Source organism: Variovorax sp. KK3, assembly GCF_001984055.1.
In the GTDB taxonomy this organism is placed as follows: domain Bacteria; phylum Pseudomonadota; class Gammaproteobacteria; order Burkholderiales; family Burkholderiaceae_C; genus Variovorax.
This window is the reverse complement of record NZ_LYVO01000005.1, coordinates 61,231-85,900: the sequence shown is the minus strand read 5'-3', so window position 1 is coordinate 85,900 and position 24,670 is coordinate 61,231. Positions and strand designations below refer to the sequence as shown.

Sequence of the window (24,670 nt, the reverse complement as noted above, 5' to 3'; positions counted from 1 at the left end):
CATATGCATCTAATTGACGAGTCGCGCGCCAGCTTTGTGAGTGGCTCGTTAAACACTGACTTCCCTCTTCAGAATCTACCCTACGGGGTTTTCAGCACGTCCTCCACCGGGCGCCGCATCGGCGTTGCAATAGGCGACTTCGTGCTTGATATAGCGGCGCTGCAAGCGACCGAATTCGCGGTCGAGGCGCCTGCACACCTTTTTGCGCAGACTACCCTGAACGCGCTGGCTGGCGAAGGACGAGGCACCTGGACCCGCATTCGACGCCAATTAGCGGATTTGCTGGAGCAAGGATCATCGTTCAGCGGATCCGCCGCTGCGAATATTTGCCTCGTGCCTCGCGCCTCGATCACCCTGCATTTGCCGTTCGACATCGGTGGCTTCACAGACTTTTATTGCTCCGAGCATCACGCAAGCCGCTGTTCGCGAATCATCCGCGGCTCGGCAGGTGGATTGCCGCCCCAATGGCAGCACCTGCCGATCGCATACAACGGCCGGGCAAGTAGCGTAGTTGTAAGCGGCACGCCCTTGCGGCGGCCCCATGGCCAAAGCTTGACTCGAGATGGGAGCAGCGTCCGCTGGGGGCCAACGCAGGCGTTGGATTTTGAACTGGAGCTTGGTGCCTTCGTTGGTCCTGGCTCGGCACTTGGAAAGCCGGTGCCATTGGCTCTGGCTGGCGAGCAGATCTTCGGCTACGTGCTGTTGAACGACTGGAGCGCTCGAGATATTCAGCGTTTCGAATCCGCTCCCCTCGGCCCGTTCCAGGGAAAGGCTTTTGGGACATCGATTTCCGCGTGGGTTGTTACGCCCGATGCCCTAAACTATTTTCGGTCGCCGGTTGAGCAACCTGCTGTTGCCAGCTATTTGACGTTTGACCATGGTGGATCGGCCACCAACTTCGACATCTCACTGAGCGTGTCCCTGCAACCCAAAGGCGGAACGCGCAGCATCGTTGCGAAGACCAGTCCGACCTTCATGTCTTGGAGTTTTGAGCAGTTGATTGCTCATCACACCATCGGGGGTTGTAATCTTCGGACGGGGGACCTCATAGGGAGCGGTACACTCAGCGGACCGAAGCCAGAGCAGCGAGCCTGTCTGCTCGAGATGACATTCGACGGCACGCAGCCACTTCTGTTGGCCGATGGAGTTCATCGCGCCTACCTCGAAGACTTTGACTCGGTAACATTTACCGGCGCAGGCACCACCAAAAGCGGTCAAAGAATAGGCTTTGGAAGCCTCGAGGGACTCGTGCTTCCTTCATTTCAGACAGAACACCAGTAACGGAACAGCCTTCAGCCTCCACATTTTTATGCCCATAACTGCGGGTGGCGACACCCGAACCAAGATTCTTGACGCCGCAGAACGGCTCTTCGCGGAGTTTGGGTTCATCGGTACGACCACCCGGCAGATCTCTTCTGTCGCTGGTGTCAACCAAGGCGCCATCCCGCATCACTTTGGGACTAAGGAGAAACTGCTTCGCGAGGTCTATCTTCGCGGAGTGCAACCTGTTCATGAGGAACGCCGGCGGCGCATGGAGGATCTGCTATCTCGGGGGCGTCCTCTGAAGCCAGAGGACGTGCTGCGTGCGCTGATTGAGCCGGCCTTTCGGGCGTCCAGCGCGAACGAGACCTTCAGAAAGCTTGCGGGACGGATCTCGACTGATCCTACGCCGCAAGTGCAGGGCATGTTGCGTGAAATCTACAACGAGAACACCGTTCTAACTCACAGGGCGCTACGAGCCGCTTGCCCGTATCTGAGCGAACGTGAACTCTATTGGCGGCTGTATTGTGTGTACGGGGTGATGCTCTACATCCAAGCGGATACCGGAAAGATGCGCAACTTGGCCGGGGAAGACTTCGACGCGTCTGACCCGGAAGTGGCAATCCGCTTCGTCCTTCCGTTCGTCACTGCAGGTATGCAAGCTCAACCTGTCGATGAACCGCAAGAAGAATCATGTGTTCGCAACTCGGCAGACGCTGAAGAGTCTATCTTTGACGGAACCCAGGTCTCAACGTGAAGCGCGTGCTGCCGCCGGCCACTTGCAGCACATGTGCAAGCTGGCTACGGTGGTCAAGCAGGACTCGACCGTGGTGCCACAATACTTCGTGCGCATCAACCAGCGCGCGGCTATTGCAAAAACGATGAAGGCGATGCGGCTGGCCGGGGCATGAGGCCCTGTGTGTCTTCTCACGCGTACAGGAGGGACGTCACGAGGCCTCGAGATGCGGAATCTGAGCGCCAGAACACTGGATGAGTTCGGCAGGTCACTCGCCTTCGTGGCAATGGGGTGCGTTTCTACACAGCCTCGGCCCGAAACGGTCGTTCAACGTTGAATCTCAGCGGGCGGCGAAACCGTCCGCTGGAGCCAGTGCTCAGGTCTCTCTTGCGGGATGTGGCGGCTGTCAGCCGCTTGTGTGGGTCTTGGATCGGTAGCGGGGCCTCATCACCCGCGTACACCGAAAAAACGCCGAAGCGCGCGGTCTACCATCCTCGCCATGAGCTCCCAATACGAATGCCTGCGTCCCGACCACCTGTACCGGGATATTTTTGACGTCGACGCGCCCAGCGACACCGCGGTGGGTCGCCAGGTTTGGCCCAGCCGCCCAGGCGTTTTCATCCGCAACCAACCGGCACCGCCTTCGGTCGAAGGCGCCGAACACCCGTACCCAGGCGCGATCGAACGCGAGCTCGTCGTTGGCCAGTTCGGCTTGGTCCCGCCCTGGGTGAAATCCGCTTCCGACGCAAAACTGCGTTCGACCAAGCTGGTCAACGCACGCTCGGAGACCGCGACCACGTCCAACAACTTTCGCGGCGCCTGGCTGGGTGCGCAGCGTTGCATCGTGCCGATGATGGCGTTCCACGAAGATGACTTGCGCAGCGGCAAAGCCGTGTCCACGCGTGTCGCGCGAGTGGACGGCAAACCCATGGGCGTGGCAGGTCTGTGGGAGTCCTGAACCGGTGCGCAGGGCGGGGTGATCGTCAGGTTCTGCCTGCTCACGGTAAATGCCAACAGCCACGCGCTGATGCACCGTTACGGGCAACCGGGCAGCGAAAAGCGCATGTTGGCGATTTTGAACGAAGGTTCGTATGGCGCTTGGCTGAACGCGGCCCAGCCGGAGAAAGCGCGCGAATTCATGCGGGCGTATCCGGCCGAGGGGCACACCGCCAACCCCATCGAGAAGAAGCGCTCGGCCGCTTGATCAGCACAGCGTTACCGGTGCCGTCTCGACGCCATGCTCGATGCTCTGCGGTGCAGCTTTCCATGACGTGGCCAGCACGCGGCGCTCGGCTTCGTTGATGGCGAAGAGGCGTGAAGAGCGCTTCCCGTTACGTGGGTTCGCAACCACCCAGGTCAGGTCGTAGGTCCGACTGGCCGCGAGCACCAATTCGCGGCCGTGCCTCACAGCTGACCTTCGGCGGCTTCGCCCGGTTGGCCAACGACCGCTACGAGCGAGGTTGGCGAACAGGAAGTCTCGGCCAGGAGCGGAAGTTCGAGCCCGGCTCTGAAAAGCGCGTGCACACCGACCTTCACGCCTGCAACAATCGGCGCACAAACCGACTTCCTGCCACATGACGCACATCGAACTGCGCAGATGCGGCCAGGGCTGGCTGCGACGTTGAACTAGAAATTGTCATGACTTTGCACACACTGCTCGCCATCCTGGGCACCGCCTGCGGCATCTACTACACCTACCTGGGCGTGGTCGTGGGCGGACATGCCGTGGATGCACAGAAGCGAAAGTCGCCATCAGCGCGCTTTCTTCTAACGGGCGTGGCGTGGTCAGTCGGTCCAGGCGACGAATACTCGGAGGCAGGGAAGCAAATTTGCCGGAAGGGCAACTGGGTGCTTGTAGCGGGCATCATCACTTGGTTCGCCTTCGGCGTGCTCAGGTGACCTCACGCAACTGTGCGGCAGCACGCGGCCAAAACCGGTCACTCGTTGCCGAGGCGGAATCGCCCCAAGAAAATGACACCTGCCCTCTACACGAAACTCGCCGACCGCCTCTTCCCGTTCCGGTGGTGGCTTCTGGCCGCATCTGTCTGTTCAGCGCTCTTCATCGTTGCTCTGTTCAGCCTCCGCGGAGAGATGTTGGCCATCTCGCTTGCAGGCCCGATGGTTGGGCTTCCATGGGCCGCGCTTTGTGCTGCCACCTGGTTCCATCCCACACGTGGCAACATGCAATCGAGTGGCGGCCGCTTTGGCCGCTTGCCGAAATTTGTCCAGTCCATCATTCGGTGGTATGCGGCCATCTTTCTAGCCGTATTCGCGGTGTTCTGCGGCGCTGCCTGGCCGCTGTTCGCGTCGTTGATACTTCGGTAGTTCGAGAGGAGACCAAGGGTGGCCTGTGGCGTCCGACGACGGTCGCAATCCGGCCAAGACTAGACCTTCGCAGAGACCCTTCCAGATGCCTAATGCTTTTGTTTTGCCACCGTCTTGTCTTGGCGACCTTGCGTGGGACCCCACAGCTCGCGGGAGCTCCAAGTAGGCCCGCCGGCCCAAGACGCCTGTTCCGGCACCCCGGAAAGGCAAAGGGCGGCCACTGGCAGACCGTTGCGGTCGCTGACCGGTTCTCAATGGTTGAACTGAACGAGGTGGCAGTCTTCGTCCTGGACAATGAATCACGACGCGGGCGCCAGAGGGCCCCGCGCTCTTGAAGCGGCTCGGAGAGCGCATTGCCAGCCATCAACATCAACCAATTGCCATTGCCCCTACCTTCCGGATTAGGCCAAACGGGAACTGGATGTGCTAGCCGAACCTCCCCGATTGCGCTTTAATCATTTACGTCGCCCGACGATGTCGTATCGGTTTCGTGCAGCATCTCGAAGGACGCGGGGACCGGAGGTTTAAAATGATTGGATGGCTCCGAGGCTGCGTAAGGTCAGTCCGGGTGATTCGGCTCGGATTTGTCATTTCGGCGGTCTGCGTCGGGCTCCTAGTCTCCGGCTGTAGAAGGGCCGAAGAGTCTCCGAGGCCAAGCCCGCTTGATAGGTCCGGCAAAGAACATCCTGGGCCATCAGCGACTCGGCCTAGTGAACCGGGACCGCGAGCCAACAGCTATCCAGAATCGTCGGGATTCCCGAGCAACTCGTTGCCGCAATTCCCCAACTCGGCGAACAGCCCGCCCCCGGAACCGAAGGGGCCGATACTTGGTTACTCGCTTGTCAAAGTGTTTTACGGCACGGACAGGAGGCCCGATACCAACCCATCCACCCAACCGTTCACCGGAGCGCGTGGTCCGCTCACGCTCGGCGCGGTCACGGTCAGCATTCCTCTCGGGCACAAGATGGGGACGGTTGAGCGCCCGGGCTGGTTTTTGGGGCAGTTCACGGACGGGAATCCAGACAAGCACTTTATGCTCAGGAAACAAGACAGTTTGAGCCCGGAAGAATTTTTCACTCAGGTGAATGCAACCTTGGTCAAGACCCGTCGGAGAACCGCGTTTGTCTTCGTTCATGGCTTCAATGTCGGCTTCAATGATGCGGCCTATCGAACCGCTCAAATCGCTGTAGACCTCGGCATAGGGGCACTACCGACGTTCTTCAGTTGGCCTTCACAAAACGAAATCGAGAAGTACACGGTCGACGAGGCTAATGCCGAATGGGCCGAGCCCCACCTCAAAGACTTTCTAGAAAAGTTCGCCGATAACTCCAGAGCTTCCGAAATTTTTGTTGTTGCGCACAGCATGGGCGCCCGCCCCGCAACACGAGCTCTGTCAGCGCTGCTTAGTTCACGACTCGACTTGCGCCCACGTTTCAGAGAAATCGTCTTGGCCGCGCCAGATATCGACGCGGAGGTATTTTTGCGAGATATCGCACCGCGAATTACTGCAAACGACGAGGAGCGCAAAAGAGGCAAGCGGGAGGGGCCACAGCTCACCTTGTACGTGTCAGCAAGGGACGAAGCTCTGGCTGCTTCGCACAAAGTCCACGGAAGCCCGCGCGCGGGCGACGCTGGACCCACGCTGGTTGTTATGGCCGGCATAGATACCGTTGACGCCTCACGCATCGATACCGATTTCTTGGCGCATTCCTATTACGGTGATGCCCGAGCGCTCTTGACGGATATTTCCCTAGTGTTTGGCCGGCACATGGGTGCTTCAGAGCGACCCGGACTAGACCCAGCCACCTCGCTTGGCGGCAACGACTATTGGGCATTTAGACGATAGAGCGACAAGAGTGGGCCTCGAGCCCTCGCGCGGGCCCGGCGAGATTTGCATTGAGCAACTGCTAGCAAATCAGCTACCTTGGAGTGGGTAGCTGCGGGGGCAGCTCGAACGCGGTATGCGGCCAACAGCGGCAGTTCGTCACGGCTTGCCAGTATTCCTCCAACTCTGTGTCCGAACGGCTCGCGAGCTCGCTACAGTCGGCCGGAACCAGACCTTCGCATGCAATGCCCTTAGACCTAGTTCCACCGGAACTCGCCTCGCGGATTCTCGAATAGAAGGCGTTGGCTCGCCGGAACCAAAGCGCACGCAATCTCCACGTCTTTGCGGGCGTCCTCCTCGGCGTGCTTGGGGCAGGCTTCTGGCTGTTGCTTTGGCCCACCCAAGCACCGTCGCCAGCCGCTAAATTCTTGTTGGGTGTGGGGTTCGGCGCCCTCGCAGGATTTGGCCTTTTGTTTCGACGTGGAGGGCCGGCGAGCGCATCTAGAGCTGCCTGCCCTTCGTGCGGCTTGGAGTGGGAAATCGGTGAGAGTAGAACTTCCCCGCCCCGACAGGTGATGACCAATTGGGACAAGTGCCCGGGATGTGGCTGCTGCATGAACGATGCTTTGCTCCGAGTTTCGCTCGCCCAGTCAGCCCATTTGCGCTAGAACGACGACGGGCAGAATTCGGCCAGCAGCGGACGGTCGACGCCGTCCCCCAAACTACAAGGCCAGAACGAGCATGAAGATTGAATCAGGACCCACTCTCGCGGGTAGAACACCCGATGCTTTCGAGATGAAGGTGCGATTTGGTTGCGGGGCACTGCTGGGCCCGGTCGTTGGCCTCGGCATGTGCGTTGGTCTCTCGCCGCTGAGCATCCTGGGCGCGTGCATGCTCGTGGGAATCACCACTGCCGCCTGCGGCGTCGGCGCCGCCTACTTGGGTGACAGCTTCTGGGCTAATCTGCGTTGGCTTCAGTAGCGGGTGTACCGCGGCTCGCGGCCAACTGCGGACGTTCGGCCGTTCCTCAGAATGCGGACAGCGAATACCCATCCAACATCCCTATGAACGAACGGCCACTGAGTCTGAGCGCGGATTCTGGCGACATCCTCCTTGGTGCGCCGCCCAGCAAGGTCTTTCAGCGGATGTGCTCCGGTGAGGGTCCCAGTCAACCGCGCAGACCTCGGCTTGATGATGCTCGCACCTTCCCACGCCCGCGCTTTGGTGACGGCGCCCCTCGTGAACAGGTAGCTCACCGAGCGCGTCATGACGCCTGACCGCGATGTGCAGAGTAGTTGCCTGCCGCGGCCCGCTGCAGCCGGACAATAACGGTCCTTGGATGGCGGCCTCGACACTCGTGTCTTAATTTTAACTTGGGAGGGAACTATGGAAGAGTTGGGAAAAATTGGAATCGGCATTTTATTGTTTATCATTACCTCAATTACTGCCTATCTTTTCCGGATGCGGCAGCTATATGCCACCTCTCCCAAACTCTACCGTCATGCGTCGATAAGCCGTGACGGCTCAATGTGTGAAGTTCTGGTCTATAACCGGGGGAATCAAGTTGAAGAGGATATAAGAGTCGACTTGCCGCCGGAATTGAAATGTGAACTTATAGCGGCTAGCTCTCCAAATATCTCATGCAAGGAATCCGCCCTCAAGATTGAACGCCTTCACAAGTGGCAAAGCGCATCGATGTTGCTGCTAGTGGAGAACGGCATTCTAGACGTGGGCAAACTAAGTATTAACTCCAAACACATTACCGGAAGGGTCGTAAAGTCGGATGACAACATTCCTCCGAACTACGCCGCAGTTTTTCTCGGTGTAGTAGTCATTTTCTGCCTGATGGGAGGCCTCTTCTCACTTCCAACTCTATGGGAAAACGGACGAGGTGCATACACGAAATACAAACTAGCGAAGCTTATGGATGGTGGCTGGACGGGGCTTGAGTCTTACGTAACCTCCGACTTAAGAGACAGCTATACAGACCAAGAGTTTCCGCTGCGGCTCGAATCTCAAAAGATTGATGGCAATTTGCTGCGCGCGACGTTTGCAATTCACAATAAAACCGCACTCCCCTTGAAGGTCTCCGCGGACAAAAAAGAGAAACGGTCAACAGGCTCGGAGCTCGATATTGAAAATTGGTCCTCCACCGAAGTTGCGCCAATGAGTTCAGGAAAGATTCAGGTGAAGATGCCTTATGTTGTAGGAAGCAAGACGGCAACAGCGTTTTCGATATTTATGGGTAGGGATACATACGTAAAGGTGATTTTTACTTACCCCTAGGATTGGGTGGGATGCACAGGCAAATTTCCTGCGCATTGGTCATAGGTCTTGACCAAGCCAAGCGGCCCGGGGTGAAACTGCACGCCTGTGGCATGCTTGCGACGGCCGCTGTCGGCCACGAGCGGACCTTCGATGCACAGCTTCCTCTCGCAGGCGGGCTCGGCCGCAATGTCGGCCACGTCCTGCAAGCGCATACTGCGGCATGCGTCTCAGCAAGTTCATCAAAGAAAATATCGAGCCCATCTTGGTCGAATGGGAGGCGTTCGCAAGAACGATGATTCCGCCCGCAGAAACCATGTCTGTGGTCGAACTAAGAGACCATGCGCACGGAATCTTGTTGGCCATCGCGGACGAGATGGAGACCTTGCAGACCGAGGACCAACGCGAGGCAAAGTCGAAAGGGTTGGCTCCCCGCGAAGTAGCTGCTAGTTTCGCCGCCGAGCATGGAGGGCTGCGTCAGCGCGTCGGGTTCGACCTCACACAGTTGGGCGCGGAGTACCGTGCCCTGCGCGCGACAGTGCTTCGCCAGTGGATGCAAAATGTCAAGGTCGTTGACAGGACAGTTCTCGAAGAGGTAGCCCGGTTCAACGAGGGCATCGACCAAGGGCTTGCCGAGGCCATGGTCACCTACTCCGAAAATGTCGCGAACTCCAGGGACACGTTCCTGGCGGTTTTGGGTCACGACCTGCGCAACCCCCTGAGCGCGCTCAGCGCGTGCGTTCGGATGCTGGAGTTGACGAGCGAGATGGGCAAAAAGGAGCGGGCCCTCAGTATCGCCAAGCGCAGCATCACTTCCATCAGCGAGATGGTCACCGACCTCCTCGAGTACACCCGCTCGAGGCTGGGCCGTGGCATTGATGTGCAGCCCAACCCAGGGGACCTCGCCGCCTTGTGCCACGAGGCTTTTGATGAGGTCTGCGCCGCCTACCCCGAACGGGTCCTGCGAGCAGAGATTCCCGAGCAGTTGCTCTGCGACTTCGATGCGCCGAGGATGCGGCAGGTCTTGAGCAACCTGCTGAGCAACGCAGTTCATCACGGAGATGCTGCCTTCCCAGCGGCTCTCATTGTGACCAGCGACTTGGAGCAGGTGACGATGGTCGTCATGAACCGGGGCAAGCCTATACCGCCCGATGCGATGCAGGTCATTTTCAACCCCTTGGTGCAGGTGCCTGCAGAAGCGTCCGAGCCGCACGAGCGCCCGGCCACTAGCCTGGGTCTTGGCCTCTACATCGCCCGAGAAATCGTAGGTGGCCATCGAGGAACCATCGTTGTCACCTCATCAGCGGAAGAAGGCACCGCGTTCCGCGTCCGCCTGCCTTTGACCATGGCCAAGCCGAAGCAAACTTAGCTGCCACGAGTAGTCCCGCGACGCTATGGTCGTACTCAAGGTCCGCTTCCTGGGAAACTGTACAGCCGCTATGGGCCCGCTGCAGACTTTCAGTTGGGCGATGTCACTTCCAAAAAGCGGTCGTTCAACGGACCGTTACAGTGGCGTACGGGCGCAAGAGTGGGCGTGGTCCTACCTTCTTCACCGGGTCACTTTCCAATTGTCGCGTCCCTGCGGGTCGGAAGCGCGGCGCGGGTGCGGCCTTCGCACTATCGCGAGCCTGCTGCAACGCGGCAAAGATGCGGGGCACATGCTCCAACAGCAGCTTGCCGGCCCGCGTGATCCGCGTGCTGCGCGTGGTCCGAACGAACAGCTGCACGCCCAGGTCCTCTTCGAGTTCCTTGATGGCCCGCGACAGCGGCGACTGCTCGATGTGCAGTCGTTCCGCCGCGCGCGCGAAGTGGAGTTCTTCAGCGACAGCCAGGAAACAGCGAAGGTGGCGTAGTTCCATGGCAACTCTCGTCATGCGTCATGCAAAGTGAGATTCAGAACCGAAATGGTCCATACCAAATGCTCCAGCGTTGGGTGGAAAGAGCATCAGGCTCCAGAGCTCATACGGAATATTAAACAGATTGACCTGGGAATCGGCGCGTCCTGATAGAGCACAAATACATCGGGAAAGGATCAAAGCCCGATGCCGCAATGATTCATTGTGCCAAGTTCAGATAACAGAACATCGATGTTGCCGCAGGAAACTTCTCTGACGGGAGAAAGCAATGCTACTAAGCGACAATCGAAATGCAGGACTGCAAAGAGCTATGCGGTTAATCGTGTCGCACCATGCGATCGTCAAGGCGCAGACTGAGCCAATGGTCAAGAAGATGGCTCATCGCAACACGTACCATGGGCAAGGCCGCCTATTGAAGATGCAGCATGTAGCGCTGGTGATCGCCCAGAACACCCGCGCCCGCCTGCCCACACCAGCGCTCAGGTCGACATCTCGAAGAGCGAGGACCACATACCAGTCGATGATCTGTTGATCGTCTCGCTGCTCTCACTTCCAGAACGCGGCTTGGGAAGGCGCCCCGCCCACACCAGACGCCACCATTCCTTTCGATGTTCGCAGGGTCAGAATGACAAAGCATGGAACCGAATGAGAAGAGTTCGAGCAGTTGCGCATCTTCTTCCGTGTCACATTCACGATTCGCCTCTCGATGCTCTCGATCGTTTCTAGGGAAGGTCTGCAAAACAGGCCCGAGCCTTGCTTGATCTGACCCCATGATTTCCAACCGCATGACTCCCCCGAATCAGCTCGGTCTGGGCCTGAATCTGTCGACGAAGAAGACGCGCAAGCGCGAGTTTCTCGACGAGATGGATCGGGTGGTGCCCTGGAGCGCGCTGGTCCAGATCGTCGAACCGCACACCCCCCGGGCCAAGACTGGTCGGCCGCCTTTTGCGATCGAGACGATGCTGCGCATTCACTATCTTCAGCAGTGGTTCGGTCTGAGCGACCCAGCCATGGAAGAGGCGCTGCACGACGTGCCGCTGTACCGGGAGTTTGCAGGCCTGGGTGACGGCGTGAGCCGCTTGCCCGACGAGACCACCATCCTGCGCTTCCGCCATCTGCTGGAGGACCACAACCTGGCCGCTGACATGCTGCGCGTGGTCAATGACATCCTTCAAGCCAAGGGCCTGCTGCTGCGCACCGGCACTGCGGTGGATGCCACGCTGATCGCCGCGCCCAGTTCGACCAAGAACGCCGAAGGCGAGCGCGACCCGGAGATGCGTCAGACCCAGAAGGGCAACCAGTGGTACTTCGGAATGAAGGCCCACATCGGCGTGGACACTGCGTCGGGGCTGGTGCACACGGTGGTGGGTACGTCGGCCAATGTGAGCGACATCAACGTCGCCGGAGCGCTGCTGCACGGCGAGGAGCACGCGGCCTTCGGGGACTCGGGCTACCAGGGCGTGCACAAGCGAGCGGAGGCCGCAGGGCCGACGTGGCATGTGGCGATGCGCCCGGGCAAGCGCAGGCTGCTCAACCCGTTCATCGAGCCGGAGTTCGTGGCCGAGCGTGTGGAGAAGATGAAGGCCAGCATCCGAGCGAAGGTCGAGCACCCGTTCCGGGTGATCAAGCAGCAGTTCGGGTTCACGAAGGTGCGCTATCGCGGCTTGGCGAAGAACACGGCCCAGATCGTCACGCTGTTCGCGTTGTCGAACCTGTGGATGGCACGGCGAAAGTTGATGGAGGTCGGGGGATGAGTGCGTCTGCGAGGCCCGAAGCGGGCTTGCGAGGCGGCCGCAGTGGCTGCCCTGCACAGCAAATCGTTGCCGAGCTTGCTCGATCGAGTCATCTGATTGCGTCGGCATCACCTTGCTCATTCAGTCGTGATTGCAGATCGTGTTCTGCAGACCATCCCTAGCACGACGCAGACGCAAGGGAGGGCGCAAACAGTGCGCCGTCCACTGCCGCCAAGCTCATCGGCGCCCCTGAGCAATAAAGCGCGTGCAAGGGCATTTCGACGCAGGTTAAACTTCAGCAGAGGGCTCCCTATGCTCATGTTCATGGACCACGGCAGCCTGCTTGATCGGCCCGCGGGTTATCGCGACTATTGGGCGATGGAGCCCGTCGACCGGAACAACCTTGTCACACGCGGGTTACCTCTGGAATTGCACCGAAGGCGCCAGGAACCTCGATGTTTCCCGGTCGCAGCTGTGCAGCTGGTTGGACCTTTTCGCCGAGTAGGCTCGCACGAAAAGCCCGGCTGGGACGGCCCCTCGGACGACTGGAAGGCGAACGGCTGCTGGGCTTGGCGCGGCTCATTGGTGAAGCCGAGCAAATCATGCTGGAATCATCTGACCACCCCGACTTTGATGTCGCCGCATGGATGGCCCAATGGCTGGTGCAGCCCTAATCCAGCCTCGGTGGACTTCAGCCAAACGAGTACCTTGACGTCGCCGACGCCCGCGCACTGCTGGCGACGCTGCTAAGGCGCATGCAGTCCGGCGTTTGCGCGTGAAAGGCATGATCGGTTGTGCCGGCACTTGCCGCCGGCACCAGAGTGAGATTGGGAGTGAAGGGGCATGTCACGTTGTGAGGTTGCTCTGCCTGAGCCGGGCAGTCTTAGTGTTCCTTACTCAACACGCTCGTCAGGGACGCCCGCAGTGCGGGCAGCAACTCGTCTGCGACTTCAGATTCAAGCTTGACCGAGCCAACATTCGTCAAGACGACTTTTGTCCGCTGTAGACCTGGCAGCCGAAGCTGAAGCTTTTCTAATGTGTGTCGTCGGCCCTCGATTAAGGTCGCACCTACCTCTCGAACATCCGTGTCACCACGAATCACAGCCTTGGCGGAGATTCCAGAGGCCAACTCCAGCGCCCCAAGCTGCATCGAATCCACGAGTCCCGATACCTTCGCCGCGCGTTGAAAAGTATCAGCCCAGTCAAGTACATTCACGGAGAGAGGACTGATCGCCAAAGCAAAGTCTGTGGCTTCCAACATCCGGCTCACCATCGCTTGGACACTTCGTGGGGCGTCGACAAGCTCTAGCCCAGGCGACGCGTCGAAGGTTCGGAACTCGCACTGGTTGTAGTCAACTCGATGAAACGTAAGTTCCTTCCCAAACGGGTCGGTGATGATGTCGTCGTACTCGAAACGCTCGATGAATCGGCCCTCGATGCAGTCGTCGCGGACGCGATCTAGAACGAAGCCATCCGCGCTGTCCTCGTCGAACGCCTTCGACTTTAACCGCTTGGCCAAGGCGCGCATTCCCATTGGCCACTCGGCCCGAAACCAGCGATAACGTTTCATGAGGCCGCCTTCTTCGGGGGGCAGTTGGAAACGTTTGCTCCGTCGCAGCGTCTGAAAGGTTCGGATCATCTTGCGCGATTGCCGGCCGACCAAGTACCTCGGCCCTGCGGGCGGAGGGCGGTGGGCGAGACACGGGGCGGTGCGCCAGGCCATTCGCAAAAAATCTTCGTTCAAAAAACTCCCCTGTTTACGGGGTGTTTTCCCTCGACCCCAAAAAAGTTGCGCTCATGCGGCCCTCGCAGCACTACATGGATTGATGGCCGCTTCGTCATCGCTCCACGTCGGGGCGAGGAGCCGGCCTCACCACTAGGAACTGAACGATGAAATTCGACGATGAACAGCTTGCCTCGCTATTTACCTGCCTCTTCGAGGGTCTGGGAGCCAAGAGTTGGACCACGATGCTTGAGCAAGGTGGCAGGTTCGAAGTCGACTACGTGACCGGTACGGCGCGGCTCTTCCCTGGGCAGACGCTCGAGCGGCCGCAAGTTGTGCAGGATATGGCAACGAACGCCACCCTTAGGATTTCGATTTGCCTCGCCGTCGATGACGAAGCCGGGATCGCTCGATTGGACGGGGCCGATGTCGAAATCGTTCGTGAGCGTTTCCGCGCCGAAATCGGTGCTTGGATTCGGGTCATCCGCTATATCGAGGAGGACTTGGCTAAGCAGAAGCCGCCCAAGTACGTCATCTGCTTGCCACGACAGGCGGCGCAAGAGCTTCAGAGCCACCTCATGCGAGGCGAGCCTCGAATGCCGCATTGAGGCATCCGCACCTCCTGACAAACGACCGGCCTCCAACTGGAGGCCCTTTTTCGGGCGCGCTATGCCGCGAAGGCTGCACACGGGCTAAGACGACGCCGGATTCACTCTTGGCTCTTGCCCAACTCCACGCGCTCCCGCACCGCGCTCTGTCTCAGATGCACGCACGTCCTCCTGATGAATGGCCCGGGTACAGGAGGGTAGGGCGTCGCTCGCGAAGTCGCCTGGGTATCTCCCAGCCGCGCGCACCGCCGTCACCCTTATGATCTGGCGCATCCACAAGACCTACAGAGCAATGGCAACCCTTTCAATCGCCGACATCGAAGCGCAGATCAAGGAGCGCGAAGAGCAAATCGCGCACCTGAGGGCCGTCGCCGCGAAGCAGCGCCAGGAGGAAATCAGCGAGGTCCTGCAGGACCTGCGACGGAAGATCGCGGAGTACGGGATTTCCGCGAAGGAACTCGGCTTGACCGGCAAGTCTGCGGTGCCGAGCCGCCGCGCCGCTGCGGCCCCGACCGGCCCAACCTATCGCGGCCCGAATGGGGAGACCTGGGTGGGGGGGACGCGCGGGCGCAAGCCGAGCTGGCTCAGCGCAGCACTTGCGCAGGGCAAGACGCTCTCCGATTTCGAAATCTAGGGGCGGGGCCGTTCGTGCGCGAGTAGCATCTTCATGGACGTGATGCCGTTGCGCTGGCCCTTGTCTTCGTCGCAGTTGTTGAAGATCAGGTGCCTGTTGCACAGCAGCTAGGGCGGAAACTGGAATTAGCTGTTCAGTTCCTTATCAATCAGCTAAGTTATGGCTTATCGCCACATTGCTGTTCAGCAAATGTGGCTCAATAGGCAAATGTGGAATCACTCACCATTGCAGTCTTTGGCCAGCTGGCGGTTGCCACTGCCGCCCGCGCGGCGGCCTCACGACCCACGCGCGAGGGAATTCCGAGTAGCCATTCGCGCTGACAATCTCGGTTCGGTTGGTCGATGCCGGGTTGCGAGCTGACTTGATGAACGATGATGGATGTTCAAAAGCCGTCATAGCCAATCCCCGTAGGGCGGCCTCGGGGAGAGGCCCGTATCCACTGGCGAATGTCAGTGACGTACTCGATGTGAATTTCCGCGAACTCACGTAGTCAGGATCGAATTCGGCCGGTCGATTTCGATTGCTCGCTTCGTTGGCACGCTTTTCGGCACGCAGGCGGGATGGCACTTGCGCGCTTCGTTGAACCTGAGGAGAATCATGGTCGTGGAAACGACCCTGATGTCGAGAGGCCGGATCACGTTACCCAAGGCGCTGCGCACAAGCCTGGGGCTCACGCCCGGCACAAAGCTGGCCTTTTCGCAACTCAGCGATGGTACGGTCGTCATGCGCGTCAAACGCAGGAAGCTGGCTGACCTTGCAGGAATTCTTACCCGGTCGGATCAGCCCAAGTTCTCCGTAGAGGACCTGAGCCGTTGAACGGGCGTTCACGACTTGCTGAAGAGGTCTCCGCAGACGACAGCGGGGCAAACGAACGCGCCGCTCTGCATGCGGCCGAGAAGGTCGAATAGAAGAGTTCGACCCTTATCGGTGTCCAGGTAGTCCTCAGGACGCCGACCGCCCAAGTCAGGGCGGGGAGCCTTCAGCCAGGAGGCGATCCAAGTTGTGGGCGTGATATGGCCCGATTCCTCAGCATCCTTTCCACGCTTCCAACGAACCGGAGCAGTGCAAGCAACCGCGCGCTTTGCGGCACAGGGAGGTGCAAATCTGGATGCACATGTCTTGGCTCTGGCGGCGACGCATACCCAAGCCAACGGAGCATTCCTGTTTCGTCACACCCATGTCTGACGCCAGGTCGGGAGGGATTGTTTCGTTGTGCTCTCAGGAGCCGGAGATCACCCGCTCGGCTTCTTGGAGCCGAGCGTTGTCTTTTTGGGCGCATCCTGAAGTGAGTCCAGAACGACCGCAGCCCGGTGCTCCTTCCTATACCGCTTGGCAATCGCGCTCACCAGTTCGCCGGGGTCTGTCTCCAGCCCGGTTGAGAGGCGAAAAAGGGTTCCCAGCGAAGGCGAGGTCGAACAGGTCTCCAGACGGGCTACGAATGTCCTGTCAACGCCGGCTGCAAATGCGAGCGCTTCCTGATTCAGACCAAGCGCTGCGCGGCGCGCCTTGAGCTCCGCTGCGACCGCCCGGAGTAACGCCGGATCGGGGGGGCTACGCATGCAGCGAATCTCGCCGCTGCGTCGCATTTATGCACTCGCATAGTTGCTACAAAGTGAGGATGTGCTGTCCAGAAGAAATCCCTCTTCTTGGCTGGTTGTTGCCTAGCGCTATGCCGCAAGAAGGTTGGCCTGTACACAAGCGAGAAGGGGAACCAGCCGGCATACGGCTCATGCTTTGACGAGATCCGTTGAGACCAACTGTCACAATGCCGATTTGTACATTTATGCCCCAGCATCTATGCTACATGCGTCAGTTTGTCAAGTTGCCTGTGTGATCTTCCTTCGCGGAGCCGGTGCGTGTTGGTGAGTCACCCTGGCATGGAGCGCAATCACGTCTTCGACGTGGCGGAGGTACTGGCATGGAGAGGCACGGCAATGCTGTGGGGGTGGTTCGTAGCCAACCTCCCTTCGAGATTCTGCACGGCCGATCCAATTCAGCGCGCCTTAGCAGCGCTTCGAAAGTGGAGCTACTGTCATGAGCGATCAGCATCAAGCGGGTGTGCCTCGTCATCAGTCTGGTTGGGCGGAACTGGAAAGCCAGTCGGGTGGTACGGTGCAGCCCGTCCTGAAGCGCAAGCCAGCCTTCTGGCGGCGAGCAAAGCCGCGACCGAAGACGTTCCAACAAGCAGTCGATGTCACCTCAGCGCGTTTGAGCGATAGAGACGCGAAGCTCGGTGATCCACGCGCACGTTTCCCCTATATGTTCGACGGTCCGCACGTCGGTCTCGTGCTGTATCGTGGTTGGGTGCCAATCCTGGTCCGCGCATGCGAGAAGATCGACCAAATCGTCGTCCTACGGGGTCTGAAGTTCCACTGGGTTTGCTTGCGAGAGGAGAATGGGACGGGGTGGTTCTTCTATTCGTTGAACGATCGCTCTCGCTTCCTAGTCGACATCGGGGGTAGTTCGCGTCGGGCGCTTGTTCATGTCAACAGCGAGGTGCCGACGACGCTAACGAGACGCATCGACGCGATTGTCTGTGAGGCAGAAAGGCTAGCATCAGAAGCCTGTCTCGTATGTGGCGCGCGATGCACACGCGCGCGGTATTTTGGTCAGGAGCTCCCGTTGTGTTCGCGGCATTGCCCGGACCAAATGAATGAGCAGGCAGAGGAGGGGCTCGAGAGCGTGTGGCGATTGTCAATCGAATGGGAAGCTCCCTGATCGCTCCACGACTAACCTCGCTCTAAACGCAATGTTTCAAACTTACTCAGCTGTGTTAAGGGTGCATAATTCTTGCGGCCAGGGACCGGAGATCGGGCGTATTGCGAAGATTTGCCTCTCGCAATAACTGACTTGAACTCAGCAGGGTTCCGCAGTTGGAGAATCTTTCGAATGTCCATCGCAGAACCCGCAACCGGTAGTGTGTCGACGACTCCCAAAGAGGCGACTCTGGACCCAAAGGTAGTCGTTGATTTAGGAGACGAAGCCTATGCAGTTTCAATCCAACCACCTCGGCAGCGCGTTCCTGAGAGAATCTCTCGGGACGCCCCGATCGAGCGAACCAGTTAGCCTTCGCCTTCTGAATCAGGCAGACAAGGTGGTCGTCGCGGTTGGCCAACCGTTCATTGCTAGAGCTCTTGAGCGCCTCGGCCAACCACCCAGGATCTCGATAAAGAAGTCTTGTACGTGCGTCAGATTGTTTCTGCTTTTTGGCGTAGAACGCTGCGCGGCGATCTTGACGGACCGGGGGAATTGTCAACCCTACGCGGCAAAATCCCAGTTGCTTTTCGAGCCATGCGAAGTCGTTGAGTACTAGACACCAATAGATGGAAGAATGACGCGTCCGGAGAATGCACCAGTTGAGTTTCTGGCCTCCAGTAACCAACGCCAACAGTTCCTTGCGGGCTTCCGAAGCGCTTTTCGGTCGAATCACCCGGCGCGTAGTCGGTTCGACGGTAGGTGCAGAGTTCGCGATTGCTGCGTGAAGACTGTGGTGCGTGAACCCTAGAGCAACTAGGCAAGCACAAAGTGTAGGCATGCCTTGAAGGTCAATCCTCGTTGCGTGGGCCGTACCTCCAAATGACTCTCGGCGCCAGGAATTAAAAGCGCTTCCGAAGGCTTCCATCGTCACTGCGTTCATGTTGATATTCGATTCGCGACAGAAATTCCTAACGAAGCCGGCCACTTCGCTGGCTTGACGCGGCGCTTCGGCCGAATGGAGGCAGTCGTGTTCGAATACGGCAAGCCGGAAGATGGGCGTGGATCTTCCAACTACATCCGCTGTGGGGTCCCCAAGGTCACATCCGCACACCGGGCATGTCAATGAGATCCGAACCAAGTCGGATCTAGGTGCGAGAACCGTTGCACAGTTCGGACACCGGTGAATAAGTTGCAGGGCATGTTCGTGACATACGAAGGTTCCCGGGAGCTGATGACTCCGACGCAGGCTCGGGACGCCGATAGATCGAAGGTCCTGGCGGGCGCACTGAGCACAGAACTGAAGTTCCAATCGAGTGTGCGACGGAGAGCGGAGAAAGTCCGGGGAGAATGGAAGCTTACCCTCGAGGTTCCCAAGGGCCGATTCGACGGATGGTGCTCGTCGTCGCTTTGCTTGGAAGCATGCCCAGTAGGGCTTGGTGCTGAGCTCGCAAATCAAGTCTGACAAGCCGATCTCGAGTCGCTCGGCCAAAGAGATCCAGATGGGCGTAAGGACGCTGATGTCCATGAACTGCCAGCCGTACGAGATCGACGGTAGGTCAAGCCACTTCAAGAGCGCGTATTTGGAACCCAACGCGTTCGCGTCGATGAAGCGAGTCAGAAAACTGCCTACTAGCTCATCCGGATACCGCTCAGGCATTTGTGGAAAGGGTCGCACGCGTTTCCCCTATGGAGATGACAGTTCACCATCGGGACGTCGCCGTAGTCCAGCGAGTCGAAGGGCTTTCCATTCCGGAAAGATCCCACCAGAACTAGACAATGCGCGAGAGGCAAAGGCATATCGCTCCCTCTGATACTCGCTGATGCTCTCCGAATACCCAATCAAGGCCCCCTGGGAAAGGGGAAGGCGATGCAGATGAGAGCGGATCGAACTCAGCGGCGCGATCATGCGCATCAAGGCCGCAGTGGACACCCGAGGTCGCGGCAACCGAGATTTCAGTGCCAAGGCGATGGCCGCGATGCGCTCCGCATATTGCTTATCGCGGCTCTCCCAATCGACTCTGGCTCGATGAATCGATTGGCTGATCGGCGGATCTGATAGGCCAGAACCGCTCGTCAGCCACTGACGATCATGGCGATAGAGCCATGCATATGCCTCTCCGTCGAGGACTCGGCGCTGGCGCACAGAGTGTCCAGCCAGTTGAGTCTGAAGCCATCTCTGGCGAAAATTCTCCAACATTGCTGCGTCGGGGCGGGCTATGGCCCTAGCTAGCATCGCCCTGCGAATCCGGTACACAGAGCTCAATGAGAGCCGCGCAAGTTTGGCGACGTTGACGGGCGTCGTACCCGATCTGAGCATTGTCTCGACCTTGGCGATGCGATGCGTCGTTATGGGCGTGGATCGGCCGGCGATTGGAAGGGGGAGATCCTCTCGTCGCCGTGCAGCGATTGAGGCACAACTATCGACCTCAATGAGCATGAGACTTCTAACCGAACACACCCCTGCATCGGACCTGGTATCTAATGCGAACGGGGGCGCCGCTACCGCCGGTAGGCAGTTGTCGCACTCAGTGCGATTCTGTTTGACGATCGCCACATAGCCGGAAAATGAGCCGAACAGACAATTGATGAGTACTACGTGAGTGAGCGGATGAGAAAGCTTCCCGTGACCGTTGAGTAAGCCGCGGAGCCAGACGAGCGCGCATCCAGAATGCTGTGCGATACGGCTCCCGACCCTCCAATCGTCAAAGAATCGATTCTCTTGAAGGATGAGGGACGAGAGCTGTTGCCACCTAATGCGTCCCGAGGCACTACAAAGCCCCATCTCCCTCAGCCTATTCAAATACGTCTCACTGCAAAGGTCGCCGGTCAGACCAGACGGAGTTGCCCTTAGGACGTCGCTGGAAGTAAGGGCAAAGCGTGTAAGAGGCTCAAGGGAGACTCGACTCACATGGATGGGTGCTCCAAGCAATGGAGGCAAGCGTAACGCGGTCCGTACTGTGTCCTTACTCTGCGCAAAATGCTCTACAAGCGGAATCTGATGAATCGGGCAGATGACAACACCGGGGAGCAGATGGGACCGGCGCCAATAGAGCGTTCCGTTCATATCCCAAGAAAATCTGTCGCATTCAATGCAGGAGCGAAACGTAGCGGTAGCAGAGAACCGCTGGGCGACGAGACCAAGCCAGATCTTCAGCGTTCCGCCGGGGCCGTGAGAAGCGCGCTCGACAAGTTCTTCCCAACGTGCGCATGGCATGAACGGACGATGGTACGGATAGTTGGTGCTCCTCTCAATAACCTCCATGATCGTTGGATAGGGGCTTACCTCAGGCCATTGCCGAATCATCGCGGCGAGAGTGGTGGGAAGATCTGCGCTGGAGATTTCCTTGCCAGAGCCGAAGACCGAGTGCAAAAATCGTCGGCCTAGACCCAAACAGTTGTACGCGTTCAGCCGGCCTAGATAGCTGTAGAGAGTCTCGTCTTCCAGATGAGGAGGCGCATAGGGAAGGGGGCCGTTCGTTGACATGGTGGTCGCCGCTCAGATTCTGGGCGCTATGGTAGGCAGAGGCTCCGGCGCCGGACGTCGAGTCTTTGAGTGGGCCTTGCCAGTGCCTGATTTCGATCGTGCTTTGACTCGAGGCTTGCGCGGCTTGCTTAGTTCTTCAGCATGCTGAACTTGTTCAAACTCAGGATCGATTTTGGATCCCTCCGTCCTCGATTCCTCTCGTCCAACCCACTCCCTCAGATCGTCAAGATCGCCCTTGAAGACAAGATCATCGAACCTCTCAAGGTGGTTCTGTCTTTTTGAAAGAACAGCATTGATGGCGGGCCGAAGGAAGCTCATTTCCGTCGCCGCGACTCTCTCAAAAGCTGTGCTATCGACGACCTCTCGGCTGCCAATCTCCTGTCTCTGTGCAAGCAAGAAACTCATAGCGGTGAAGGCGGGATTTCCACCCGAGCAGTTGTGCCAAGCGGCGCGCGTTGATTTGTCAAGCGGTCCAAGATTCCTTACGATTCTGTAACCCCAAAGCGCGTCGCAGAACGCGCTCCACTGGGGATCGTTTCGCCCCATCAACGGAAAGCTCGTCGCCCCGCCTGATGTCATCTTCCGGACGTTCCTTACACTCTTCTCAATCACAGGTCCGAGCGCAGGTGTTCCAGCAAAGATAATTGAGACGCCAGCGAGTTCAATGAATTGGCTGAAGAAGTTAAGGACAATTTCCGCCTGGCCACTTCTTGCGGCCCGCAAGTGCTGAAGGTCATCGATGAATACTCCGCCTAGCGAGACAGCCGTCGCAACCTTTTGCGCGAGCAATGCCATCAAAGCGATGCGCCGAATACTCTTCGCTTCACGGGCATAGTGTGTATTCCCGAGTATGCGGTCGATGGCATCAAAAAACTGGATGCAAAAGCTAAGCATGGTGGCGTCGTGCATCACGTTCATGTGAATCACGGGAATCTGACGGCACATGAAAGGTCTACCCCGATACTCCGTATGCTCAATGACGACACAGTATGGCTCGAGGAAGCGCCTACCGAAGGTGGTCTTTCCGCTTCCAGTGACGCCCAAGATCGTCTGCCCAAGTGCTGTTGACCTCAACTGCGAGGCAGATAGGCTCTGCTCATCGGTCATTGTCCCTATCAATGTTCGGCGTCTTTGTCCAAGCGGGGTCAAGGGATTGCGAGCTACATACGCTTCGCGAAGGTTCATTGTTGCGTTTGCAGCCGTGCGGCTGTACTCTGCAAATGGGTAGATCACCGACGCGATGCGTGATAACTCAGCAATGCGGACTAGATCCCCCTTTGTTCTGTCTGCACCCGTAAACTTCGGAGGGTTGAATTCAATTCTCTCCAAGATTTTTTCTTTGGAGACTTCTAAGGGAGGGAGTGCCTCGATCAATGGGTTGCCATCAAATCTACTAACGCCGGTTTGGGTGTAGATGGCTGGGATTGATTCGTAGTGCTTCATGATGCTGCACCTTCATCGCCGCCTGCTGCTGCTCTACGTTCAATCGTCCTACTGATGATCGCAACACGCTCGGCGTCCTCCAACTGCTTCCAACTCGGAGTAGCGGCAGCGCTATGTGCCGTGGTGTTGATGGTCGGCTCGCTGTTCCTGCCGGTCAGTCCTTGTTTCATCTCAGAGGTATCGTCGTGGCGAAGGACCGCAGTCTCTGCCTTGTTGGCATGTATCGGGGGTTGCCGAGCAGGTGCAATGCTTTTTCGTTGCGAGTACCGACGTCTCCTGCTCCGGTCTTCTGCTTCTGCCTTGAGCAGTTTGCCTGGCGTCTCGAGCGCCTTCTCCTCGTCTATCGTTACTCCCCGGATTTGTTGGCGATCTGTCTCAATCATCTTCCACGAGGACCATGCGCCGGTCTTGCTGACCACAAAGGCCTCCTCGGGGAAGGTTTTGTCGAATCGCACTTTGACTGATCGTGGATTGCTCGTCGATGACCGCGCCAGCGGAATCGCCTTCTCGTCACTAGGCTCGTAAAGACGCTTCTCGAACTTCAGTCGCTCCTTGGCAATTGATCCTGTTCCGACCGAATAAAGTCGATGCATTAGATCCTGTTCGGTCAATGGCGATACCCTTGCACCTGTCAGTTCACGGCAACCCCAGAGGTATGCGGCCTGCGGAGTCGGGGGAACCCCTGCTTGGATCATTCTTTCGTCACTCTCTAGCATTTTGTGTGGCGCGTTGTTGTGGTCAATAACGATATTGATGAGGGAGCTATAAATGTCTCGTAGGCTGGTCGCTGCAATATTCTGGGCGTTCTTGGTGTGTCGCCTTGAAGGGGGATCGAGAGGGCGATCGGCATAGACGCCAGGCAAGCGAGAGCTCGCCATCCTTTTTTTGAGAGCAAGATTAAGTCGCTCGATCACCGCTCTGCAATCCGGTTTAAATGGGGGCATGGTGTGCGACTCGATTCTTAGATCCTGTACGGCTGCTTCAAGGTAGCAGCCGCCAATGAACTCGCTTCCACGGTCATGCGCCATTACGGAACAGACGCGACCAACTGGCCAGACCTCGTCGCTTATCTCGATGCCGAGAAATCTGAATCGAGACACCCTTGACGTAAAGGCGACAAGGAGGGCGTATTTGACTTCCTCCCATGACGGAGAGCCCAAGGTCACATATATGCTGACGATGTAACGGCTCCATCTATCGACGACGATATAGATCCATGGGCTGCCCACCAAGATCGCATTGCCGTACTCGTCTATTGTCACCAATGCGATCCTTCCGCCTGTCGCGTCGACCTCATAGATGTCGCCTGGCCCACTTGTGTCCGATGGATGTCCGGGGTCATTTCCGGCGAGTGCGGGGAGATTGCGGGCAATGTCTTCGTCGAACTCGATGTGAGCCTTCATGTATCTCCGGAACTGGGCATACGTCACAGGCAAGACGCGAAGACCACTCATATAGTCTGCATAGATTTCCGGATACCGCTTCGCGAATTCAGTCGTCATGTAATCGTCGTGTGCGGCTACGAGCGTGGTTGGGCCGTGGGTGCATCGCTTGGTGGCGCTGACCATTTCAAGAACATCCTCCTCGTCGACGACGAAGGTGTTTGTCACGCGACGTCCTGTCAACAGTGGTTGGCGGCCTCGCCGATGCCTAACTGAGTTCTGATCGCGTTGCCCTTCCGACGTTGAGACTACCTTGTTCGTTCCAGGCTCCGGGCCTGGAACCAACGGTGTGAGGCCTTCTTTAATGCGTCCGAAGTAGTAGTAGCGAAGTATCAGGCGCCAGAGCGTGAGAAATCTCATGTCAAGTTCATCGGCTCGATTCTGGATCTCTGACTTGAAGCGCTTGCGCGCCAGGTTCGCCTCGACATCGAAGGTCTCTATGAGTGGCGCTATCCAAGACAGCGCGATGTCGCAGGTTTGTTTGTCCCTGAGTGCGTTTGGCATGCAATTCTCTTCAGTCCGCGGAGCGGGATGCCTTCGAAAAAGCTCCTCTGGCAGTGCGGCCTTGCAGAGTTCAGCTCTACCCGACTCGAGATCTCTCGTCACCTCGTGCTTGGAGAGGCGATGAGGCTTCCGAGC

At 58.3% G+C, this 24,670-nt stretch carries 20 protein-coding genes and 2 pseudogenes; 13 read left to right on the top strand and 9 right to left on the bottom strand.

Annotated features, from left to right (window positions below; genetic code table 11):
- Positions 1-3: 3 nt before the first annotated feature.
- The 4 genes and pseudogenes from fahA (at position 4) to B0W80_RS04020 (ending at position 3,200) form a co-directional block, all read left to right on the top strand.
- Positions 4-1,281, top strand: coding sequence for a fumarylacetoacetase (fahA, locus tag B0W80_RS04030; protein ID WP_076997823.1), 1,278 nt, complete (start codon positions 4-6; stop codon positions 1,279-1,281).
- A gap of 28 nt (positions 1,282-1,309) precedes the next feature.
- The gene (locus B0W80_RS04025) at positions 1,310-2,017 is read left to right on the top strand and encodes a TetR/AcrR family transcriptional regulator (protein ID WP_076997822.1); all 708 of its coding nucleotides are present in this window, start codon (positions 1,310-1,312) and stop codon (positions 2,015-2,017) included.
- A 31-nt stretch (positions 2,018-2,048) separates the two neighbouring features.
- A complete protein-coding gene (locus B0W80_RS36135; RefSeq protein ID WP_256856478.1) occupies positions 2,049-2,171 on the top strand; it encodes a hypothetical protein in 123 nt (40 codons plus the stop codon).
- 324 nt (positions 2,172-2,495) lie between these two features.
- A pseudogene (locus tag B0W80_RS04020) lies at positions 2,496-3,200 on the top strand (SOS response-associated peptidase).
- Here B0W80_RS04020 and B0W80_RS04015 read toward each other — a convergent pair.
- Entirely contained in the window at positions 3,201-3,404 is a 204-nt protein-coding gene (locus tag B0W80_RS04015; protein WP_076997821.1) for a hypothetical protein, read from the bottom strand.
- Positions 3,405-3,634: 230 nt separating this feature from the next.
- On the opposite strand from B0W80_RS04015, the gene B0W80_RS04010 reads away from it, so the two are divergent.
- From B0W80_RS04010 to B0W80_RS03985, 5 genes are all read left to right on the top strand, one after another.
- The gene (locus tag B0W80_RS04010; RefSeq protein ID WP_076997820.1) at positions 3,635-3,895 is read left to right on the top strand and encodes a hypothetical protein; all 261 of its coding nucleotides are present in this window, start codon (positions 3,635-3,637) and stop codon (positions 3,893-3,895) included.
- A gap of 72 nt (positions 3,896-3,967) precedes the next feature.
- Positions 3,968-4,321: a hypothetical protein gene (locus B0W80_RS04005; protein WP_076997819.1), complete on the top strand. Its 354-nt coding sequence runs from the start codon at positions 3,968-3,970 to the stop codon at positions 4,319-4,321.
- A gap of 769 nt (positions 4,322-5,090) precedes the next feature.
- Positions 5,091-6,167: an alpha/beta hydrolase gene (locus tag B0W80_RS04000; RefSeq protein WP_179106824.1), complete on the top strand. Its 1,077-nt coding sequence runs from the start codon at positions 5,091-5,093 to the stop codon at positions 6,165-6,167.
- A 1,365-nt stretch (positions 6,168-7,532) separates the two neighbouring features.
- On the top strand, positions 7,533-8,432 hold the full coding sequence (locus B0W80_RS34665; RefSeq protein WP_143684468.1) for a hypothetical protein: 900 nt from the start codon (positions 7,533-7,535) through the stop codon (positions 8,430-8,432).
- A gap of 202 nt (positions 8,433-8,634) precedes the next feature.
- On the top strand, positions 8,635-9,780 hold the full coding sequence (locus B0W80_RS03985) for a sensor histidine kinase (RefSeq protein WP_076997816.1): 1,146 nt from the start codon (positions 8,635-8,637) through the stop codon (positions 9,778-9,780).
- Between the two features lie 235 nt (positions 9,781-10,015).
- On the opposite strand, the pseudogene B0W80_RS36385 reads toward B0W80_RS03985, so the two are convergent.
- Positions 10,016-10,270, bottom strand: a pseudogene (locus B0W80_RS36385) (LysR family transcriptional regulator); the annotation flags it as partial.
- A gap of 767 nt (positions 10,271-11,037) precedes the next feature.
- Here B0W80_RS36385 and B0W80_RS03970 point away from each other — a divergent pair.
- Entirely contained in the window at positions 11,038-12,021 is a 984-nt protein-coding gene (locus B0W80_RS03970; RefSeq protein ID WP_076997814.1) for an IS5 family transposase, read from the top strand.
- A gap of 862 nt (positions 12,022-12,883) precedes the next feature.
- Here the strand turns inward: B0W80_RS03970 and B0W80_RS03965 are convergent.
- Positions 12,884-13,570 carry a hypothetical protein gene (locus tag B0W80_RS03965; protein ID WP_076997891.1) on the bottom strand — a complete coding sequence of 229 codons (687 nt, stop codon included), beginning with the start codon at positions 13,568-13,570 and terminating at the stop codon, positions 12,884-12,886.
- A 320-nt stretch (positions 13,571-13,890) separates the two neighbouring features.
- On the opposite strand from B0W80_RS03965, the gene B0W80_RS03960 reads away from it, so the two are divergent.
- From B0W80_RS03960 to B0W80_RS03950, 3 genes are all read left to right on the top strand, one after another.
- A complete protein-coding gene (locus B0W80_RS03960) occupies positions 13,891-14,331 on the top strand; it encodes a hypothetical protein (protein WP_076997813.1) in 441 nt (146 codons plus the stop codon).
- Positions 14,332-14,590: 259 nt separating this feature from the next.
- Positions 14,591-14,965 carry an H-NS family nucleoid-associated regulatory protein gene (locus B0W80_RS03955; RefSeq protein ID WP_256856477.1) on the top strand — a complete coding sequence of 125 codons (375 nt, stop codon included), beginning with the start codon at positions 14,591-14,593 and terminating at the stop codon, positions 14,963-14,965.
- Between the two features lie 603 nt (positions 14,966-15,568).
- Complete coding sequence (locus B0W80_RS03950) at positions 15,569-15,781, top strand: AbrB/MazE/SpoVT family DNA-binding domain-containing protein (protein ID WP_179106822.1); 213 nt, start codon at positions 15,569-15,571, stop codon at positions 15,779-15,781.
- Positions 15,782-15,789: 8 nt separating this feature from the next.
- On the opposite strand, the gene B0W80_RS36460 is transcribed toward B0W80_RS03950, so the two are convergent.
- The 6 genes from B0W80_RS36460 to B0W80_RS34660 all read right to left on the bottom strand — a co-directional run bounded on the left by B0W80_RS36460 (position 15,790) and on the right by B0W80_RS34660 (position 24,535).
- Positions 15,790-16,116, bottom strand: a complete 327-nt coding sequence (locus B0W80_RS36460; protein ID WP_076997811.1) for an MbcA/ParS/Xre antitoxin family protein — start codon at positions 16,114-16,116, stop codon at positions 15,790-15,792.
- Between the two features lie 81 nt (positions 16,117-16,197).
- Complete coding sequence (locus B0W80_RS03940) at positions 16,198-16,524, bottom strand: helix-turn-helix domain-containing protein (RefSeq protein ID WP_083745172.1); 327 nt, start codon at positions 16,522-16,524, stop codon at positions 16,198-16,200.
- Between the two features lie 1,214 nt (positions 16,525-17,738).
- Complete coding sequence (locus B0W80_RS36455; protein ID WP_076997809.1) at positions 17,739-19,319, bottom strand: TniQ family protein; 1,581 nt, start codon at positions 19,317-19,319, stop codon at positions 17,739-17,741.
- A gap of 27 nt (positions 19,320-19,346) precedes the next feature.
- A complete protein-coding gene (locus tag B0W80_RS36450; protein ID WP_076997808.1) occupies positions 19,347-21,146 on the bottom strand; it encodes a TnsD family Tn7-like transposition protein in 1,800 nt (599 codons plus the stop codon).
- 12 nt (positions 21,147-21,158) lie between these two features.
- Complete coding sequence (locus B0W80_RS03925; RefSeq protein ID WP_083745163.1) at positions 21,159-22,589, bottom strand: ATP-binding protein; 1,431 nt, start codon at positions 22,587-22,589, stop codon at positions 21,159-21,161.
- A complete protein-coding gene (locus tag B0W80_RS34660; RefSeq protein ID WP_076997806.1) occupies positions 22,586-24,535 on the bottom strand; it encodes a DDE-type integrase/transposase/recombinase in 1,950 nt (649 codons plus the stop codon). Before B0W80_RS34660 ends, B0W80_RS03925 begins: the two co-directional genes overlap by 4 nt.
- Positions 24,536-24,670: the final 135 nt, after the last annotated feature.

Bases quoted from the DNA above. Each gene is read 5' to 3' on its own strand.
- fahA (WP_076997823.1), top strand. From the start codon at position 4: ATGCATCTAATTGACGAGTCGCGCGCCAGCTTTGTGAGTGGCTCGTTA.
- B0W80_RS04025 (WP_076997822.1), top strand. From the start codon at position 1,310: ATGCCCATAACTGCGGGTGGCGACACCCGAACCAAGATTCTTGACGCC.
- B0W80_RS36135 (WP_256856478.1), top strand. From the start codon at position 2,049: ATGTGCAAGCTGGCTACGGTGGTCAAGCAGGACTCGACCGTGGTGCCA.
- B0W80_RS04010 (WP_076997820.1), top strand. From the start codon at position 3,635: ATGACTTTGCACACACTGCTCGCCATCCTGGGCACCGCCTGCGGCATC.
- B0W80_RS04005 (WP_076997819.1), top strand. From the start codon at position 3,968: ATGACACCTGCCCTCTACACGAAACTCGCCGACCGCCTCTTCCCGTTC.
- B0W80_RS34665 (WP_143684468.1), top strand. From the start codon at position 7,533: ATGGAAGAGTTGGGAAAAATTGGAATCGGCATTTTATTGTTTATCATT.
- B0W80_RS03985 (WP_076997816.1), top strand. From the start codon at position 8,635: ATGCGTCTCAGCAAGTTCATCAAAGAAAATATCGAGCCCATCTTGGTC.
- B0W80_RS03970 (WP_076997814.1), top strand. From the start codon at position 11,038: ATGATTTCCAACCGCATGACTCCCCCGAATCAGCTCGGTCTGGGCCTG.
- B0W80_RS03965 (WP_076997891.1), bottom strand. From the start codon at position 13,570: ATGAAACGTTATCGCTGGTTTCGGGCCGAGTGGCCAATGGGAATGCGC.
- B0W80_RS03960 (WP_076997813.1), top strand. From the start codon at position 13,891: ATGAAATTCGACGATGAACAGCTTGCCTCGCTATTTACCTGCCTCTTC.
- B0W80_RS03955 (WP_256856477.1), top strand. From the start codon at position 14,591: ATGATCTGGCGCATCCACAAGACCTACAGAGCAATGGCAACCCTTTCA.
- B0W80_RS03940 (WP_083745172.1), bottom strand. From the start codon at position 16,524: ATGCGTAGCCCCCCCGATCCGGCGTTACTCCGGGCGGTCGCAGCGGAG.
- B0W80_RS36455 (WP_076997809.1), bottom strand. From the start codon at position 19,319: ATGCCTGAGCGGTATCCGGATGAGCTAGTAGGCAGTTTTCTGACTCGC.
- B0W80_RS36450 (WP_076997808.1), bottom strand. From the start codon at position 21,146: ATGTCAACGAACGGCCCCCTTCCCTATGCGCCTCCTCATCTGGAAGAC.
- B0W80_RS03925 (WP_083745163.1), bottom strand. From the start codon at position 22,589: ATGAAGCACTACGAATCAATCCCAGCCATCTACACCCAAACCGGCGTT.
- B0W80_RS34660 (WP_076997806.1), bottom strand. From the start codon at position 24,535: ATGCCAAACGCACTCAGGGACAAACAAACCTGCGACATCGCGCTGTCT.